The sequence below is a fragment of the Caballeronia sordidicola genome, assembly GCF_000729995.1.
In the GTDB taxonomy this organism is placed as follows: Bacteria; Pseudomonadota; Gammaproteobacteria; order Burkholderiales; family Burkholderiaceae; genus Caballeronia; species Caballeronia sordidicola_A.
Genome location: NZ_JNFG01000030.1, coordinates 40840 through 57113 on the forward strand (window position 1 = coordinate 40840; position 16274 = coordinate 57113).

The 16274-nt window shown below is 60.8% G+C and carries 16 protein-coding genes; 5 read left to right on the forward strand and 11 right to left on the reverse strand.

Annotated elements, in window-relative coordinates; translation table 11 throughout:
• Window positions 1–29 precede the first annotated feature (29 nt).
• From tdh to FH08_RS0125795, 9 genes are all read right to left on the reverse strand, one after another.
• Complete coding sequence (gene tdh, locus FH08_RS0125745; protein WP_031361124.1) at window positions 30–1058, reverse strand: L-threonine 3-dehydrogenase; 1029 nt, start codon at window positions 1056–1058, stop codon at window positions 30–32.
• 25 nt (window positions 1059–1083) lie between these two features.
• The gene (locus FH08_RS0125750) at window positions 1084–2283 is read right to left on the reverse strand and encodes a glycine C-acetyltransferase (protein WP_031361125.1); all 1200 of its coding nucleotides are present in this window, start codon (window positions 2281–2283) and stop codon (window positions 1084–1086) included.
• 160 nt (window positions 2284–2443) lie between these two features.
• On the reverse strand, window positions 2444–3715 hold the full coding sequence (locus tag FH08_RS0125755) for an MFS transporter (protein WP_035567153.1): 1272 nt from the start codon (window positions 3713–3715) through the stop codon (window positions 2444–2446).
• 316 nt (window positions 3716–4031) lie between these two features.
• Complete coding sequence (locus FH08_RS0125765; RefSeq protein WP_031361127.1) at window positions 4032–4829, reverse strand: ABC transporter substrate-binding protein; 798 nt, start codon at window positions 4827–4829, stop codon at window positions 4032–4034.
• A gap of 128 nt (window positions 4830–4957) precedes the next feature.
• Window positions 4958–5932, reverse strand: a complete 975-nt coding sequence (locus FH08_RS0125770; protein WP_035567155.1) for a GlxA family transcriptional regulator — start codon at window positions 5930–5932, stop codon at window positions 4958–4960.
• 91 nt (window positions 5933–6023) lie between these two features.
• A complete protein-coding gene (locus FH08_RS0125775; protein WP_031361129.1) occupies window positions 6024–6815 on the reverse strand; it encodes an ABC transporter ATP-binding protein in 792 nt (263 codons plus the stop codon).
• An 80-nt stretch (window positions 6816–6895) separates the two neighbouring features.
• Entirely contained in the window at window positions 6896–7609 is a 714-nt protein-coding gene (locus FH08_RS0125780) for an ABC transporter permease (RefSeq protein ID WP_031361130.1), read from the reverse strand.
• 46 nt (window positions 7610–7655) lie between these two features.
• A complete protein-coding gene (locus FH08_RS0125785) occupies window positions 7656–8345 on the reverse strand; it encodes an ABC transporter permease (protein ID WP_031361131.1) in 690 nt (229 codons plus the stop codon).
• A gap of 456 nt (window positions 8346–8801) precedes the next feature.
• A complete protein-coding gene (locus FH08_RS0125795; RefSeq protein ID WP_031361133.1) occupies window positions 8802–9308 on the reverse strand; it encodes a metal-dependent hydrolase in 507 nt (168 codons plus the stop codon).
• Window positions 9309–9314: 6 nt separating this feature from the next.
• On the opposite strand from FH08_RS0125795, the gene FH08_RS54165 reads away from it, so the two are divergent.
• The 3 genes from FH08_RS54165 (at window position 9315) to FH08_RS0125810 (ending at window position 11273) form a co-directional block, all read left to right on the forward strand.
• Window positions 9315–9830: a hypothetical protein gene (locus tag FH08_RS54165; protein WP_326928981.1), complete on the forward strand. Its 516-nt coding sequence runs from the start codon at window positions 9315–9317 to the stop codon at window positions 9828–9830.
• 10 nt (window positions 9831–9840) lie between these two features.
• Window positions 9841–10023 (forward strand): hypothetical protein, encoded by a 183-nt coding sequence (locus tag FH08_RS0125805; RefSeq protein WP_031361135.1) that lies wholly within the window; start codon window positions 9841–9843, stop codon window positions 10021–10023.
• Window positions 10024–10208: 185 nt separating this feature from the next.
• Window positions 10209–11273, forward strand: coding sequence for a serine hydrolase domain-containing protein (locus FH08_RS0125810; protein ID WP_235210495.1), 1065 nt, complete (start codon window positions 10209–10211; stop codon window positions 11271–11273).
• Between the two features lie 192 nt (window positions 11274–11465).
• Here FH08_RS0125810 and FH08_RS0125815 read toward each other — a convergent pair whose 3' ends face one another.
• Window positions 11466–12368 (reverse strand): LysR substrate-binding domain-containing protein, encoded by a 903-nt coding sequence (locus FH08_RS0125815; RefSeq protein ID WP_031361137.1) that lies wholly within the window; start codon window positions 12366–12368, stop codon window positions 11466–11468.
• Window positions 12369–12469: 101 nt separating this feature from the next.
• Here FH08_RS0125815 and FH08_RS0125820 point away from each other — a divergent pair, with 101 nt between their 5' ends.
• Window positions 12470–13759 (forward strand): MFS transporter, encoded by a 1290-nt coding sequence (locus FH08_RS0125820; protein ID WP_031361138.1) that lies wholly within the window; start codon window positions 12470–12472, stop codon window positions 13757–13759.
• 36 nt (window positions 13760–13795) lie between these two features.
• Window positions 13796–14317, forward strand: a complete 522-nt coding sequence (locus FH08_RS0125825) for a lipocalin-like domain-containing protein (protein ID WP_031361139.1) — start codon at window positions 13796–13798, stop codon at window positions 14315–14317.
• A 249-nt stretch (window positions 14318–14566) separates the two neighbouring features.
• Here the strand turns inward: FH08_RS0125825 and FH08_RS0125830 are convergent, their stop codons facing one another.
• Entirely contained in the window at window positions 14567–16273 is a 1707-nt protein-coding gene (locus FH08_RS0125830) for an NAD-dependent malic enzyme (protein WP_031361140.1), read from the reverse strand.
• Window position 16274: the final 1 nt, after the last annotated feature.

Below are 16274 nucleotides of genomic sequence, written 5' to 3' on the forward strand. Positions count from 1 at the left end.
TAGACATGACTCCAGCCCGGCGATCAAAATCAAACCGTCCAGTCCAGAATCACCTTGCCGCTCTGGCCTGACAACATGGTCGCAAAGGCTTCTTCATAGTCGTCCACGGCGAAGCTGTGCGTGAGGATGGGAGAGAGATCGAGTCCGCTTTGCAGCATGGCGACCATCTTGTACCAGGTCTCGAACATCTCGCGGCCATAGATGCCCTTGATCTCCAGTCCTTTAAAGATCACCTGGGTCCAGTCGATCGCCATGTGTGCGGGCGGGATGCCGAGCAACGCCACCTTGCCGCCATGATTCATCGCTTCCAGCAAGCCCGTGAACGCGCTCGGCACGCCGGACATTTCCAGCCCCACGTCGAAGCCTTCCGTCATGTGCAGTTCGTCCATCACGTCGCGCAATGACGTCTCCGATACATTCACCGCACGCGTCGCGCCCATCTTGCGGGCAAGGTCCAGCCGATAGTCGTTCACGTCGGTAATCACCACATTGCGCGCGCCCACGTGCCTGGCGATTGCCACGGCCATGATTCCGATGGGCCCGGCACCCGTGATCAAAACATCCTCGCCGACCAGATTGAACGACAGCGCCGTATGCGTTGCGTTACCGAACGGATCGAAGATAGCGGCGAGATCGTCAGAGATTTCCGGCGGGATCTTGAATGCGTTGAAGGCCGGAATCACGAGGAATTCGGCGAATGCACCCGGACGATTGACCCCCACGCCCACTGTATTGCGGCAGAGATGCCGGCGTCCCGCACGACAGTTCCTGCAGAACCCGCAGGTGATATGACCTTCACCCGACACGCGGTCACCGATCGCAAACCCACGCACTTCCTGCCCCATCTCGACAATCTCGCCCACGTATTCGTGCCCCACATGCATGGGCACGGGAATCGTCTTCTGCGCCCACTCGTCCCATTTCCAGATATGGATGTCGGTGCCACAAATGGCCGTACGCGTGATGCGGATCATCACATCGTTATGACCGACCTCAGGCTTCTTGACGCGCGTCAGCGTCAGCCCAGGACCGCGTTCCAGTTTTGCCAGTGCTTTCATGATGGTTCCGATTTGTCCCGATGCTTCAGATGATGCCCAGTGAACGGCCGACGCGCGCAAACGCATCGACCGCGCGATCGATCTGCGCCGGCGTATGCGCGGCGCTCATCTGCGTGCGGATACGGGCGCGGCCTTTCGGCACCACGGGGAAGGAAAAGCCGATCACGTAGACGCCTTCATGCAGCAACGCATCCGCCATGCGCGATGCCACTTGTGCGTCGCCGAGCATCACGGGAATGATCGGATGTTCGCCGGGCACGAGCGTGAAACCGAGCTTGCTCATGGCGTCGCGGAAATGGGCGCCGTTGGCACGCACGCTGGCGCGCAGTTGGGCGCCTTCGTCGCTTGCGAGCAGTTCGAGCACCTTGAGCGTGGCGGCGGCAATGCTGGGCGCGAGCGAATTCGAGAACAGATACGGGCGCGAGCGCTGCCGCAACAACTCGATGACCTCGCGACTCGCGGCCACGTAACCACCGGATGCGCCGCCCAGCGCCTTGCCCAATGTGCCGGTGATGATGTCGATGCGAGAGAGCACGCCGCAATGCTCCGGGGTGCCGCGACCATGCTCGCCGATAAAGCCGACTGCGTGCGAGTCGTCGACCATGACGAGCGCACCGTATCGATCGGCGAGGTCGCAGATGCCCGCGAGATTCGCGATGATGCCGTCCATCGAAAACACGCCGTCGGTGGCGATCAGCTTGAAGCGCGCGCCGGCGGCATCTGCTTCGCGCACCTTCGTTTCAAGGTCCGCGAGATCATTGTTCTTGTAGCGATAACGTTTCGCCTTCGACAGACGCACGCCGTCGATAATGCTCGCGTGATTGAGTTCGTCGCTGATGATGGCGTCGGATTCGTCGAGCAAGGTTTCGAACAGGCCGCCGTTTGCATCGAAGCAACTCGAGTACAGGATGCAGTCGTCGGTTTGAAGGAAAGTGGCGAGCGCTTGCTCGAGTTCCTTGTGGACGGTCTGCGTGCCGCAGATAAACCGCACTGACGCCATGCCGAAGCCATCGCGGTCGAGGCCCGTTTTCGCGGCTTCGATCAGGCGCGCGTCGTTGGCAAGACCGAGGTAATTGTTCGCGCAGAAGTTGAGCATGTCGCCGCCGCCCGCGAGCTGGATGTCGGCCGATTGCGGACTCGAAATCACGCGCTCGGTCTTGTAAAAACCGTCGGCGCGAATCTGATCGAGGGTGCTGCGCACATGCGCAAGATAAGAATCATGCATGGATCATGCTCCTAAGTAATACGAAGACAGCAGACGGCGACCGCAACGTGTGAGCGCACGGCGATGCCGTTTCGATGCCGCAGTTGCCAGTATGAAGGAAAATGCCATTCGCGCGAACGTTCGCCTGGATATTCGATGCCCACACAACCGCCCACGGCAATCACTCCAGCGCGACCCCGCGCAACTCCGGAATCAGAAAGAGTGTTGCCAGCAGATCGAGGATATAAATCGACGCCAGCAAGGCGATTGCCGTGCCGAACGAATAATGCGTGGCAAGCGCCCCGATCACGAGCGGACCGAAACCGCCCACCGCGCGCCCGATGCTCCACAACACGTTTTGTGCGGTGCTTCTAGCATGCGTTGGATAGAGCTCGGCCATCAGCGCGCCGTAGCCGCCCATCATCCCGTTCACGAACAAGCCCATGAAGATGCCGCCGATCAGCAACGCATCCGGGGTGCTGAGCGTCGAGTAGACGAACACCATGACCAATGCGCCGATCTGATACCCGATGAAGGCCGGCTTGCGTCCTATCCGGTCCGCAAGCTGGCCGAAGATCCAGATGCCGGCGAGCATGCCGAGGATCGATGCGCCGGTCCAGATGGCGGACTTGGTGAGCGTGTAGCCGAACATCTTTGAAAGGTAAGCGGGCATCCATACAATCAACCCGTAGTAGCCGAAGTTCTGAACCGAACAAAGGATGATTACGCCAATGCTGTGTTTGGTCGTGGTCTTGTCGCGGAACAAGGTCTTGATCGGGAACTCGCGTTTCTTCGTGGCATTCGTAGCGTTCGTGCGCACGAACAGTTCGGATTCGCCGATAGCCTTGCGAATGACAAAAGACCCCACGGCCGGGAACAGGCCGACCACGAACATGCCGCGCCAGCCGATATGCGGCAGCAGCAGCGGCGTGATTACGGCCGCCGCGAGGACGCCCAGTTGCCAGCCCATGCCGACATACGACGACACGCGAGCGCGCTGGTCTGCCGGCCATGCTTCGATGGCAAGCGCCATGCCGATACCGAACTCCCCGCCTAACCCGATGCCTGCCACAAACCGGTAGACGAGCAGGTCGGCATAACCCGTTGCAAGCGCGCAGAGGCCCGTGAAGAGCGCAAACAGCAGGATGGTGTAGGTCAGCACGCGAACGCGGCCGAGGTAGTCGCTCAATATGCCGAAGCCCACGCCGCCCACGACCCCGCCAGTGAGCGTCCACGTGACCAGCGATCCGGCTTGAGAACTCGTCAGGCCCAGGTCGGCGGAAATCAGATTCAGCATGAAGCCGAGGATGAGCAGGTCGAACCCGTCCATCGCGTAGCCTGAAACGGCTGCGATCAACGCGCGAACGGGGCTGTGCGTGCCGACCGCGGAAGGCGCGTTGGCATGGGCCGGGACATCGAGCGATTCGACTCGGTCTTGCTTGTAGATTGGCATGAAGGATGGGCTCCGTGCGAATGGCAGTGGCCCTGCCATTCGCACTCTGGTTCGAGCCAGGTCTGATCGTGAGGCAGGGGCATGCCTGCGCCGGTCCGCTCGATGATCAGGGTATGAACTCGAAGCCGGGTGTGAACCCGTGATGATACAGCGCGCCGTGCACGATCAAAAAAGGGGGGCGGCCCGTGTATTCGTTTTGACGTGACTGAAAGATTGTTGGAGTATGTCCCCGATCCCTTCAAGCCAGGTGTCATGCCGGCGCCTGGCGTTGCCTGGTGAATCGGTCCCGCGCGGCGAGACCGATGCAGTCGCCGTCTTACTTCACCACCACCTTCACGTCGAAGTATTTCGACCCCAGCTTGTCGATGGTGCCATCGGCCTTCAGATCCGTGAGCGCCTGATCGAGGGCATCTTTCAGCGCATGGTTGTTCTTGGCCACACCGAAACCCACCCCCGCGCCCAGCAGTTTCTGATCAGCCACGGCAGGGCCGGCGAAGGCGAAGCCCGCACCCTGCGGTGTCTTCAGAAAGCCCTTCGACGCCGCTTCCGCATCCTGGAAGGCTGCATCCAGACGGCCCGCTGCGAGGTCTGCATACACCTGGTCCTGGGCCTGGTACGACACCACATCGATACCGGCCGTCGCCCACTTGGCCTTCGCATAGGTTTCCTGGATCGACCCTTGCAGCACGCCGACGTGCACGCCCTTCAGGCCGTCGACCGTTGGCAGGATCTTGCTGCCTTTCTTCGCGATAAGCTGATTCGGGATCGCGTAGATCGGATTGGTGAAGGCGACGGCCGCCTTGCGCTGGTCGGTGATGGTCATGTCCGAGTTGATCGCGTCGAACTTGCGTGCCTGCAACGCCGGGATCAGGCCGTCGAACGAGTTCTCGACCCAGACGCATTTGACCTTGAGCTTCGCGCACACCGCGTTGCCGACATCGATGTCGAAACCAATCAGCTCGCCGCTTGGCGACTTCGATTCGAACGGCGCATACGACGCCTCGACGCCAAAGCGGATTTCCTTGAGATCCGCTGCATGGGCGCCTGATGCGGCGAATGAGGCGGCGAATACCGTGGTGGCGGCAACCGCGAAAGCGGCGACTTTGTGATTCATCCAATAAACGTTCTTCAACTCTTACCTCTCAGAAGTGGGGCGATGATTTTAATCGTTCGCGCGGTCAGTACCGCCGAACGCGAGATGAGGGCCAGGCGCAAGCCAATAAAAGAGCTTCAAAAAGGGCTTCAAACAGGCTCACGCGATGAACCGAGCAACGCGCCGCCACGCGGTTCATCGGGCGCTTGTCCACTATGCTTTTCAATCCAGTTGCGGCGTTCTTCACGGGGTGTCACGCCGAACCGGTCGCGGTAGGCATTGGAGAAATGCGCCGCGGATGCAAACCCGCACGCGAGGCTGATCTGCACGACCGACTTGCTGGTGCGCTGCAATTGCGTGCGTGCTTTGGTCAGGCGCAGGTTGACGTAGTACTTCGACGGCATTGCGCCGAGGTACTGTCGAAACAGCCGCTCGAGCTGACGTCGGGAGATGCCGACAAGCCCGGCGATTTCATCCGTGGCGAGTGGGTCTTCAATGTTCGCTTCCATCAGTTGCAGCGCGTCGTTAAGCTTCGGATGGCGTTCGCCCGGCGCGGTCACGAACGGAATGCGCTGGCGTTCTTCACCCGAGCGCAATACACCAATGCCCAGCGAATCAGCGATCCGTTCCGCCAAATCCGCGCCTTGGTCGCGCGCGATCATTGCAAGCATGAAGTCGACGGTAGCCTGCCCGCCGGTGCAGGTCGAACGGTCGCGGTCGATTTCGAATATCTGCTGCGTGACGATCGAACGTTCGAACTCCTCGGCGAACTGCTGGTAGGTTTCCCAGTTCACCGCTACGCGGTATGCGCTCAACTGGCCCGCCATCGCAAGCCACCAGACGCCGTGGTGAATGCCCGTCACGCGCGGCGTGCGGCTGCCCACGCGCGCGAGGCTTTGCAGGAACAGCCGGTAATCGGCGAATTGCTGATACCGCTCGCTGACTACGATCAGCCAGTCGCAACTGACGGCGTCGCCGAACGTGGTGTCGGCGTGAAGCTGCGCGCCGCCCGGGAATGTCACGGGGCGTCCGTCCCATGAGCAGATTTGCCAGTCGTAGAGCGCGTGACCGTCGATCTCGTTCGCGAGACGCAGGCTGTCGACGATCATCCCCACGCCGCTCATGGAGCAGGGTGGCAGGACCACGACTGCGACCTTGAGTGGTTTGGCTCCCGGGCTTGGTCCTGAGCCGGGGTTGATGCTTAAGCTCACGACCCTACTTGAGACTGCCGGAGAGGAACTGGCGCAGCCGCTCACTCTTCGGTGCCGTCAGCACATCCGCCGGTGCACCTTCTTCCTCAGTGCGGCCCTGATGCAGGAACATCACATGATTCGATACATTGCGCGCAAAGCCCATCTCATGCGTGACCACGATCATCGTACGGCCCTCTTCAGCAAGCTTCTGCATCACCTTCAGCACTTCGCCGACCAGTTCCGGGTCTAGCGCCGAAGTCGGTTCGTCGAACAGCATCACGTCGGGATGCATCGCCAGTGCGCGCGCAATGGCCACGCGCTGCTGCTGCCCGCCAGACATATGCGAAGGATATTGCTTCTCAATGCGAGGCGCGAGCCCCACTTTCTCGAGGTACATCCGTGCACGCTCTTCCGCCTCTTTCTTCGAGAGACCGAGCACGTGTCGCGGCGCTTCCATCACGTTTTCGATAGCGGTCATATGCGACCACAAGTTGAAGTGCTGGAACACCATCGCGAGCTTCGTGCGCACACGCTGCAACTGCTTGCGGTCGGCCACCTCGTAGTTACCCGCCCGGTCGGCCTTGACGAGCACCGTCTCGCCATCCACCTCGATCTGCCCCGCGTTCGGCCGCTCGAGGAAGTTGATGCAGCGCAAGAACGTGCTCTTGCCCGATCCACTCGCGCCGATGATGCTGATGACGTCGCCCGCGCGCGCGGAAAGCGACACGCCCTTGAGCACCTCATTGTCGCCGTAGCGCTTGTGAATGTCTTGCGCGACCAGTTTTGTCGCGGCATCTTTGGCGGTTGGCTCCAACTCATACTCCCGGGGTGGTTGACTGAACTGCGGTTTAAACCAGGGTGATGCTCTAGCTGCCAGATTCTAAGCGACGACCTTCAACGACGGCTCGTGCCCAGATACCCAAGCCAGCGTTTTTCCGCGCGCCGGAATGCGCCGATCAACACGAACGACACCGCCAGGTAAATCAGCGCCGCGAGCCCGAACGACTCGAACGATTGATAAGTGGCCGAGTTGGCGTCGCGTGCGACCTTCAGAATATCCGGTACGGTTGCGGTGAACGCAACCGTGGTGGCGTGCAGCATGAGGATCACTTCGTTACTGTACAGCGGCAGCGCTCGACGCAGCGCCGAAGGCAGGATCACGCGCCGGTACACCGTGAAGGTGCTCATGCCATACGCGCGCGCCGCTTCCACTTCGCCATACGGAGTCGAGCGGATCGCACCGGCGAAAATCTCGGTCGTGTACGCGCAGGTGTTAAGCGCGAAGGCCAGGATCGCGCAGTTGAACCCGCTGCGAAAGAAGGCTTCGAGCAGCGACTGCGAGCGTACGAACTCGAGACCGTACACGCCGGTGTAGAGCAGCAGCAACTGCACGTAGAGCGGCGTGCCGCGAAACACGTAAGTGTAGAGGCGCACTGGCGTAGAGAGCCAGCGGTTGTTCGACACACGGGCCCAGGCAAGCGGAACCGCCGCGATAAACCCAAGCGCAAGCGCGCTCACCAGCAGCCACAAGGTCACCACAAGACCCGAGGCGCGCATGCCATCGGAGTAAAGAAACGGGCGCCAGTAATCGGCAAGTATCTGGATCATGATGGTCGCTTTTCCCTTTTTTGCTGAGAGCTAGCTGAGACGTAGCTCAGAGGTCGGCGTGCCGCACGCCCGTGGAATAGCGTCGTTCGAGATACAGCAGAACGATGTTCGAGACGGTCGTGATGGCGAGATAGGCCGCGGCTGCGACCAGGATGAAGAAAAACATCTTGTAGGTGCTTTTGCCGGCGTCTTGCGCGGCCTTGACGATATCGGCGAGACCGATGATCGACACCAGCGCCGTCGCCTTGATCATCACTTGCCAGTTGTTGCCGATCCCCGGCAACGCGAAGCGCATCATCTGCGGAAACAGGATGCGCACGAACACCCGCACGCCGCTCATGCCATAGGCGCTGCCGGCTTCCAGCTGGCCGCGCGGCACCGCGAGAAACGCGCCGCGAAAAGTTTCGGTGAAGTAAGCGCCGTAGATGAAGCCGAGCGTAAGCACGCCGGCCGTGAAGGGATCGATGTCGAATTGCTCCAGGCCGAACGCATCGGTCAGATTGTTGACCGCGATCTGGATGCTGTAGAAAAGCAGCAGCATCAGGACCAGGTCGGGCACCGCGCGAATCAGCGTGGTGTAGGCGGTGGCGACGCCGCGCGTGACGCGGTTGCCCGATAGCTTGGCGCTTGCGCCGGCGAGCCCAAGCAGGATGGATACCGCGAGCGACAGGACAGCGAGTGCAATCGTCTGTTTCGCGCCCGCCAGCAGCAGTGGACCGTAGCCGTATAGGAACAAGTGCATGTCTCCGTCTGTTGAAGGGATCGTGTGGACACGCGCCTTATGGCGGCGTCGTTGCCCGGACGACTGACGCGGATAGTCACAGCAGAAAATTAATTGCTCAAACGCGGTGAGGGTGTTTTATTGCGCCGCAACAAACGCTCCGATCGATGCGGGTTGCAAGCAATGATCCCCGGCGCATGGGCTTCGGTTGCGTTGTGGCTTCCATATGACCTGTCGCGCGACGTCGGCCGACGAGCGGAATCCACAGGTTTTGCGTCGCTTTTCCGATAGAAACAAAGCGACTGGAAAAGCGCATTGGCAGGAGCTGGGGCGTGAAAATCCGCTGGTTCGATCGTGCGCGGATGAAAGCTCGATGGCGCCGGTGCGTCCCTCAATCGAATGGATCAAGGCGCGTGTGCGTTCGGCCATGCATCGCCGGTGAAGAAGGGCCGAAAAATCAAAGCGTTCCGTTCAGAGCACATGCAGCAGCCTGAGGCCGTACACGCTATGAAACCAGACATGGTCTACAGCAAAGGCCGCCGCGATCCATGCTGCGCCGACGATCAACGCATCGCATCGACCGCTGTTCCACCAGTTCAGCGAGTGTCGCGAGACGAGCCAGGGTACGCCGAGCGGGTTGGGCCAGTCGGCGAAGAGATGCATCATGCCGCCGCAGGCGAAGCCGAAACTGACGGCGGCCCATGGGTGGACGCCGAGGAAGTGGTAAGAAACCGCGAGTAGTGCAACCCAGCCAACACCCCAATGCGTAAGCGTGCGGTGCGTGATCCATAACCTTCGCGCCCGCGTCCACCACGCCACTTCGAGCCAGTCCGGCGCGGTGCCGCCAAACACGCCCGCACAAAAGCTCAGGATCCCCCAGACGTGATACGGACCGGCTGCGCCGGCTTTGCTGACGACCGCAGCTGCAATAAGACCTGCTGCCCACCCGGTCGCGTGATGCGCGTTGCTCGAAGCCATGAAGATATGCCGCGTCTGACGAATGAAATGAAGTCGCGCATGTTGACACAATCGCTGCGTATTGTGCGCATTGATCGGAGGCTGCAGGCACGCTCCAGTGTTCGTGTATGGGTTGATGACGCGCCGGAAGGAGGGCGGAGCGAGCAGCGCCGGCAAGTCGTTATCGTTCGCCGCTCGCGTCCACGCTCGGTCGCAAGACAACGGGGCAGGCGCGGGGGCAGGCGCGCGATTTGCTGTATGACGATATCGCCACCTTCTACCAAGCCCATGTCCCGTTTTGTCCTTACCGCCGTTTCTTTACTTGGAATTCTGCTGAACAGTGCGGCGTTTGCCGCGACCCGCGATGAGCAGACCGCAGCCTGCAAAGGCGACGCGCTTCGCTACTGCGCAGCGGAGATTCCGAACGAGCAAAAAATCACCGTCTGCATGAAGGCGCATGTTCAGCAACTCAGCCCTGAATGCAAGGCAATGTTCAAGCAACCTGCGGCACGCAAACACAAGAAGGTGCTCAAACCCGCATGAAGAAGGAGCAATGATGCTGACGCAGACGTTCGAAACGGTTCTTGCGTTGTTATCGCCGGTCTTTATTCACCTGTCGGCGCTGACACCCGTAAGTGTCGCGCACGGGTTTGGATCGATACTGGGGATTTTGGTCGGCATCGCGATTCCGTTAGGCATGGCGATGACGACCCGCAAGCAGTTCGAAAGGCTTTAAAAGCTGACTGGTTGCGGGTCAAGGACCGAGAGGTTCGTTTGACATTGCCTGTACGATGCACCCGGCACGGGCCTCCGTTTGCCGGACGTTTCCCGGTAACCTTCGAGGTGCGCTGACTGCGCTGACTGCGCTGACTGCGCCGACACGAGCAGCGCTCGATTTTCATCGATCACCGGGAGAAGGGTTTGGATTTTCTACAACGGGAAGTCTTGACTGCAGCGTTGCAGGAGCAGAGCGTCGCAATGGCCGTCGCAATGGCCGTGTTCGTCACGGGCAAAAACGTGGCGTCCCCTTGGGGTATTGCGACCGGGATGGCGGATGCGTCCACTGGCAGGCCACTGACCATCGATACCCCGCTGCGGGTCGCCAGCAATACCAAGACCTTTGTAGCCGCGACGGTGCTGCGCTTGTGGGAGCAGGGAGCGATCGTCCTCGATGCGCCCATTGCGCCGCTGCTCACGCCAGCGCTTGAGCGCTTGCTGACGTCCCGCGGATACCTCACCGACAAGATCACGGTCCGCCATCTCCTGAGCCATAGCGCTGGCGTATTCGATCACGCCGACGATCCGCGTTATTTCAAGGCGGTGCTCGCTAACCCGACGCATCACTGGACCCGCGAGGAGCAAGTTGGCCTTTCCTGCCTCTACGACGGGCCGACCAACGAGCCTGGCCGAGAGTACATCTACTCCGATACCGGATACGTTCTGCTGGGCGACGTCGTCGAGCGCGTGACGCAGGCGCCGCTGGCGCAGAGCGTCAGGCATCAGTTGCGTTTCGACGAACGTGGGCTCTCATCGACATGGTGGGAGATGGTCGAGTCTCAACCCGCGGGGACGCAGGCACGCGCGCGCCAATTCCTCGACGATGCGGCCGTAACCGATGTCACCGATGTCAGCGCGACACTCGATCTTTATGGCGGCGGAGGGCTGGTCATGTCGGTCCGCGATCTTGCTACGTTCCAGCAAGACCTCTTCGAGCACCGCGTATTCGACAATCCCGCCACGCTCGCCGAGATGCTGCGCCAAGGTGACCATGAGGGCGCTGAAGAATATCGGCTGGGTATGTCGGCGAAGCGCATCGGTGGACGGGAGTGTTTCTCGCACACGGGGTACTGGGGAACCGCGGTTTATTACTCACCGGATGCAGGAGTATCGATTGCAGGCTTTACCACCCACCGTGCCGGGCGGCCCGCGCTGGTCGCGCTTTTGGAGGGCGCGATGGGGGCGGCTGGGGAAGGGGCCGACGGCTAAGTTTAGAAGGGCGGGACAACATGCCGATGAGCATCGATGCGTTGAGTCCTGCTCACGGCGGTGTCGCGACCTTCGGCGCAGACGCTGCGTCTCGGGCGCCTCACGTGACCCCGCCGCGTGCGTCGTTCGGCGGCCGATGCGCGTGGCCGCTGCCAGTGAACTCGCGGCTTCTGCGTCCTTGGCGAAGGACAATCAGGTGCTGATCGGCGCAGCGATTTCACGAAGACTTGCCGTCAACGTCTCAATGATGACTTCCCGTAACCGCGCTGCGGCCGGCTGCAATGATCGTCCACCGTCATGCAGCGAGACGCTCAATGTAGGGGGCACGACCTCCGGCAATCCCATCGCCTCTCCAACTGTCCTTAAACAACTCGGCAAGCCGACTGTCGTGCGCAGCGTCACGCCCAGTCCAGCTTCTACAGCAGCCCATAGCCCGTGAAGGCTTGGACTCGTGAATGCGATACGCCAAGGTAGGCCGGCCGCGTCCAGCGCGGCAAGCGCCCGTTGACGAAAAAAGCACGGGGTCTGGTACATCACGAGGGAGAGGGGCTCGCCGCGTGTCCACAGCCTCTCGAAGGACACGGGTCCGATCCAGGCCAACGGCAACACGCCCACCTGCTCGGCATCGCCGCGTGTTTCATTGCCAAGCGCAACGACAAGATCCAGTTCGTCCTTATCGATACTCTCCAGCAGGCGCCGGTTCCGATCGACAACCGCCTCGATCCGGACCGCCGGATGCGCGCGTTTGAAGCGGCCAAGAACCTCTGGCAACCAGGTCTCCGCGAAATCGGCGGGAAGACCCACACGCACGACTCCATCGATGGCGAACCCGCGAACTGCTGACACCGCTTCGTCGTTGAGATCCAGAATTCGACGGGCATAGGCAAGCACCAATTCACCCGCCGTAGTGAGCGCGAGACCACGGCCTTGCTTCTGGAAAAGCGGCTCGCCAACCTGCGCTTCAATCTTGCGAATCTGCTGGCTGATGGCCGACTGCGAGCGGCCGAGCCGATCCGCCGCCCGATTGAAGCTGCCCAATTCGTGAGCGGTCACCAACGTGCGAAGCACGTCCATATCAAGATTTACGCGACCCATAGTTCAGTTTTGCGAAAGTATCGAATAAGAATTATCGAATTTTCTTATTATTCTAGAGCGCTTAGTGTCTGCACATCGAGATTTCTGCAGGGACGGCCCGCGTGACACCACAAACCGTACGCCTCTATGGCGTGTCAATCGCCACTGCCAAAATCGGCACGGGCTTCTTCTTCCTGATTAACACCTGGCTTGTCATCGGCATCACGGGCCGGCCGTCGAGTGCCGCGATCTCGCTTGTGATGACGGTCCTTCCGGGCTTGTTGCTGTCCCCCATCATCGGTCTGGCATTGGACCGGTGCCAGCCGGCGCGGCTAGCATGTCAGGCTGACCTTCTTCGCTGGATCGTATTGGTAGGCTACGGCCTGCTGTATGCCACAGGCTGGGCGACGGCTCCGGCCGCTTACGCGGTCAGCTTTCTTATCGCGCTAGGAAATGAAATCCAGGTCCTGTCGTGGCGGACCGCGGTCGCTCGCGAGGCCTCGCCCGAACAATTGTTCCGTCTGAACGCGTTGACCGTTGTCACGGGACAGACGGGGCAGATACTGGGGGCTGCCGCGTCCGGTATCGTGCTTGCGGCCATCGGTGCGGCCGCCACGGTCTGCGTCGCCAGCACGACGTATCTGCTCGCCGCGCTCTGCGGGTTTGTCGTTGCGCGGCGAATGCGGGTGGTGGAGTTCGGCCCGCGCGCGGCCGTGAGCGGTGCCAAAAAACATTTGAGCGATTTGCGTGCGGGCATGCGCCATATAAGCGAGCGCCCGGAGATCGCATTTTTCTACGGGCTCATGCTCGCAAACATGACGATGATCTTCGGCATCAACGCCATGCTGGCGCCGTTTGTGCGCGAAGAGCTTCGTCTTGGCGCCGACGCTTTCGGCAAGATCGATGCGGGCTATGCGCTGGGCGCGATCATCAGCGGCCTGTTTGTTGTTCGGCTTGCGGACCGATTCGGTCGGCGCACCATCCTTGTCCTGGGCTTTCTCGTCGCCGCGTCCAGTCTGTTCGCCTTTGCGCAATGCGGGGGATTTCTCGCTGCGTTCGTGGCTTATGTCGGACTGGGCGTGAGTTTCCAGAGCAGCGTCATCGCGCTCAGCGCGGCGCAGCGCGCCACCGATCCGCACTATCAGGGGCGTGTGACCGCGAGCTTCAACGCGCTCAACGGCGCTGCCGGCCTGCTGATTTATGGCGTTGTTGCAATCAGTGCCGGACATCATCTGTATCGCCAGCTTTACGTCTGCCAGGCAGCGACGATGCTGATCCTCATTCCGATCGTTGTCATTGCGAGCCGGCGATATCGGATTAACCGGTTCCTCGCACGGGAGGAACCGGCGCCTTCACAAGATTGCCGACCGACTCAGGCGCCGGCCTGCGAGCGCGCGATCAGCAGCACCTGATCAATTTAATTCGTAGTTCGAACCAGGCTATAAAAAATGAAATCAAACACCACGCTAAGAGCCGCCTTGATCGGCGCATTGTGCTTGACTGGCGCGTTATTGGCCGCGCCTGCGAAACCGGCCGACCAAGCTACCGGCGACAGCATGCTGGCGGGGACTTGGTCTCTTGTGGCGGCCGACGTCATCCGACCCGATGGCTCGCGAGCCCGGGACTACGGCGCCGCTCCAACCGGATCGCTGATGATCGATAGTCAAGGCCGCTACTCGCTGCAGATATTCAAGGCGGAGCGGCCGCGCTTTGCATCCGGCAACAAGCCCACCGGCACACCGGCCGAATTCGAAGCGGCAGTGCTCGGCTCCAGCACGCATTTCGGTACGGTCAGTGTCGATCAGGCTGAAAAGACGATTACGTTTTCTGTGCAGGGGGCTTCGTTTCCCAACTGGGAAGGAGAGCGCCAGACACGACGTTACGAATTGAAGGGGGATGAACTCAGCTATCGCGTGGCTGCCCGGCCGGACGGTAACGTCCCGATCTCGGTCTGGAAGCGGATGCGCTAGAGGTTGTTTCGATCGAGAGGGGAGACTTGGGCCGGCTTGTCGAACATCGGGTTGATTATCGGATGAACGCCGCCGCGCGTCGTCGTAGCGGCAACGACGGCAGTGTCGTTTCGCCACCCCAGGGCAGGGGAGCGAGACGGCAGTTTCAGCAATGGCGTGCGAGCTCCGCCATCAGTTCCGTCGTTGCCGGAGCAGATTAGCGCGCTTCGCACATCATGTGCGAAGCGCAACCGCATAGTGTGATCCGCATCAGCCTGCCGAGGTGCGCTTGATATAGCGGCGATACTGCGGCTCCCACATATAGTCCGCGATGCGCGCATCGATAGCCGACTCGTCGCGAATCGTGGCAACGCCATCCAGTTGCGCCTGTCGGGCGACCACCTTCGCGACGGCAATTGCCACATCGCGTAACTGGCTAACTCGCGGCAAGAGCCTTCCTTTCGGGTCGGTTACTGTCGGCGACATGGCAGCGACCGCTTTGCCCGCCACCATGAACATGGCATCTGTTACACGGTTTGCCCCCACGGCCAGGATACCGAGGCCCATGCCTGGGAAGATGTATGAGTTGTTAGTCTGGTTGTTGGCTATTTCCACACCGTTCCAGACAACGGGTTTGAACGGGCTGCCTGTACCAACCAGCGCGCGGCCGTCCGTCCAGGTGACGAGTTGCTCAAGCGTAGCCTCGCTGCGCGATGTCGGGTTCGAGAGCGGGAAAATGACCGGCTTCTCGACATGCTGCGCCATCAAACGGATTGCTTGTTCCGTGAACGCGCCAAATTGACCCGACACGCCGATCAGCACCGTCGGGTGCGCATTCGCAACCACATCGAACAGCCCGATCTTGCCTGGCGACTGCGTCTTCCAGTTGGCAACGGCGGCCTGGCTCTGCACGAACGGTCTCTGCCAGGGAGTGATCCCTGGCATCCCGTCAACCAGAAGCCCGTCGCGATCAATCGCATAGAAGCGGCTTCGCGCCTCTGCTTCGCTGGCGCCGGCTTCGATCATGGCCCGGAGCACGAGCGAGACGATGCCACAGCCAGCAGAACCGGCGCCCAGCAGGGCGACGCGCTGCTCGGTCAGCGGTATTCCCGTGACATTGATGGCAGCGAGTAGGGTCGCCAGCGCGACCGAAGCGGTACTTTGAATATCGTCATTGAACGTGCAGAGCCGGTCGCGATAGCGTTCGAGCAACTGCCCGGCATGGCCTCCGGCAAAGTCTTCCCACTGGAGGAGCACGTCCGGCCAACGCTCCACCACGGCGGTGACAAACTCCTCGACGAATTCGTCGTACTCGGCCCCGGTGACGCGCTCGTTGCGCCATCCCACATAAAGCGGGTCGTTAAGACGTTCCTGATTATTGGTGCCGACATCGAGCAATATTGGCAGTGTCTCGTCCGGATGAATGCCGGCGCAACCAACATACAGGGCCAGTTTGCCGATCGAGATTCCCATGCCGCCAGCACCTTGATCACCCAGCCCAAGAATCCTTTCGCCATCGGTCACCACGATGGCGCGAACTCGATCGAAGCTTTTGTCGGCAAAAATTTCGCGGATGCGGTGCTTATTGGCGTAGCTTAGAAATAATCCGCGGGGCTTACGCCAGATTTCGCTAAAGCGCTGGCATCCCTCGCCGACGGTCGGCGTATAGACAATCGGCAGCAGCTCTTCCAGGTTGTTGACGAGCACCGAATAGAAGAGCGTCTCGTTGGTATCCTGCAAGTCCCGGAGAAATGCGTAGCGTTCGAAGTCGGTTTCGAAGCCGCGTAGTATCTTCATCCTTCGCGCGGCTTGGTCTTCAAGTGTGCCGATGTGGGGCGGCAGGAGTCCATGCAGGTGGAACAGATCGCGTTCCTCTTCCGTAAAGGCAGTTCCCTTGTTAAGCCCAGGCTGGTTGATCAGGTCGTAGCTCATCAGTTCCGTCGCAATTGGATTGGCTACATCAACTATTTTTTCCATG

What these genes read in the sequence shown, in the direction of transcription:
- FH08_RS0125770 (WP_035567155.1), bottom strand. Translation starts at nt 5,932, where the DNA reads ATGAGCGGCGTGGGGATGATCGTCGACAGCCTGCGTCTCGCGAACGAG.
- FH08_RS0125795 (WP_031361133.1), bottom strand. Translation starts at nt 9,308, where the DNA reads ATGGCTTCGAGCAACGCGCATCACGCGACCGGGTGGGCAGCAGGTCTT.
- FH08_RS0125825 (WP_031361139.1), top strand. Translation starts at nt 13,796, where the DNA reads ATGAAATCAAACACCACGCTAAGAGCCGCCTTGATCGGCGCATTGTGC.
- FH08_RS0125815 (WP_031361137.1), bottom strand. Translation starts at nt 12,368, where the DNA reads ATGGGTCGCGTAAATCTTGATATGGACGTGCTTCGCACGTTGGTGACC.
- FH08_RS0125805 (WP_031361135.1), top strand. Translation starts at nt 9,841, where the DNA reads ATGATGCTGACGCAGACGTTCGAAACGGTTCTTGCGTTGTTATCGCCG.
- FH08_RS54165 (WP_326928981.1), top strand. Translation starts at nt 9,315, where the DNA reads ATGCCGCGTCTGACGAATGAAATGAAGTCGCGCATGTTGACACAATCG.
- tdh (WP_031361124.1), bottom strand. Translation starts at nt 1,058, where the DNA reads ATGAAAGCACTGGCAAAACTGGAACGCGGTCCTGGGCTGACGCTGACG.
- FH08_RS0125830 (WP_031361140.1), bottom strand. Translation starts at nt 16,273, where the DNA reads ATGGAAAAAATAGTTGATGTAGCCAATCCAATTGCGACGGAACTGATG.
- FH08_RS0125755 (WP_035567153.1), bottom strand. Translation starts at nt 3,715, where the DNA reads ATGCCAATCTACAAGCAAGACCGAGTCGAATCGCTCGATGTCCCGGCC.
- FH08_RS0125750 (WP_031361125.1), bottom strand. Translation starts at nt 2,283, where the DNA reads ATGCATGATTCTTATCTTGCGCATGTGCGCAGCACCCTCGATCAGATT.
- FH08_RS0125780 (WP_031361130.1), bottom strand. Translation starts at nt 7,609, where the DNA reads ATGATCCAGATACTTGCCGATTACTGGCGCCCGTTTCTTTACTCCGAT.
- FH08_RS0125765 (WP_031361127.1), bottom strand. Translation starts at nt 4,829, where the DNA reads ATGAATCACAAAGTCGCCGCTTTCGCGGTTGCCGCCACCACGGTATTC.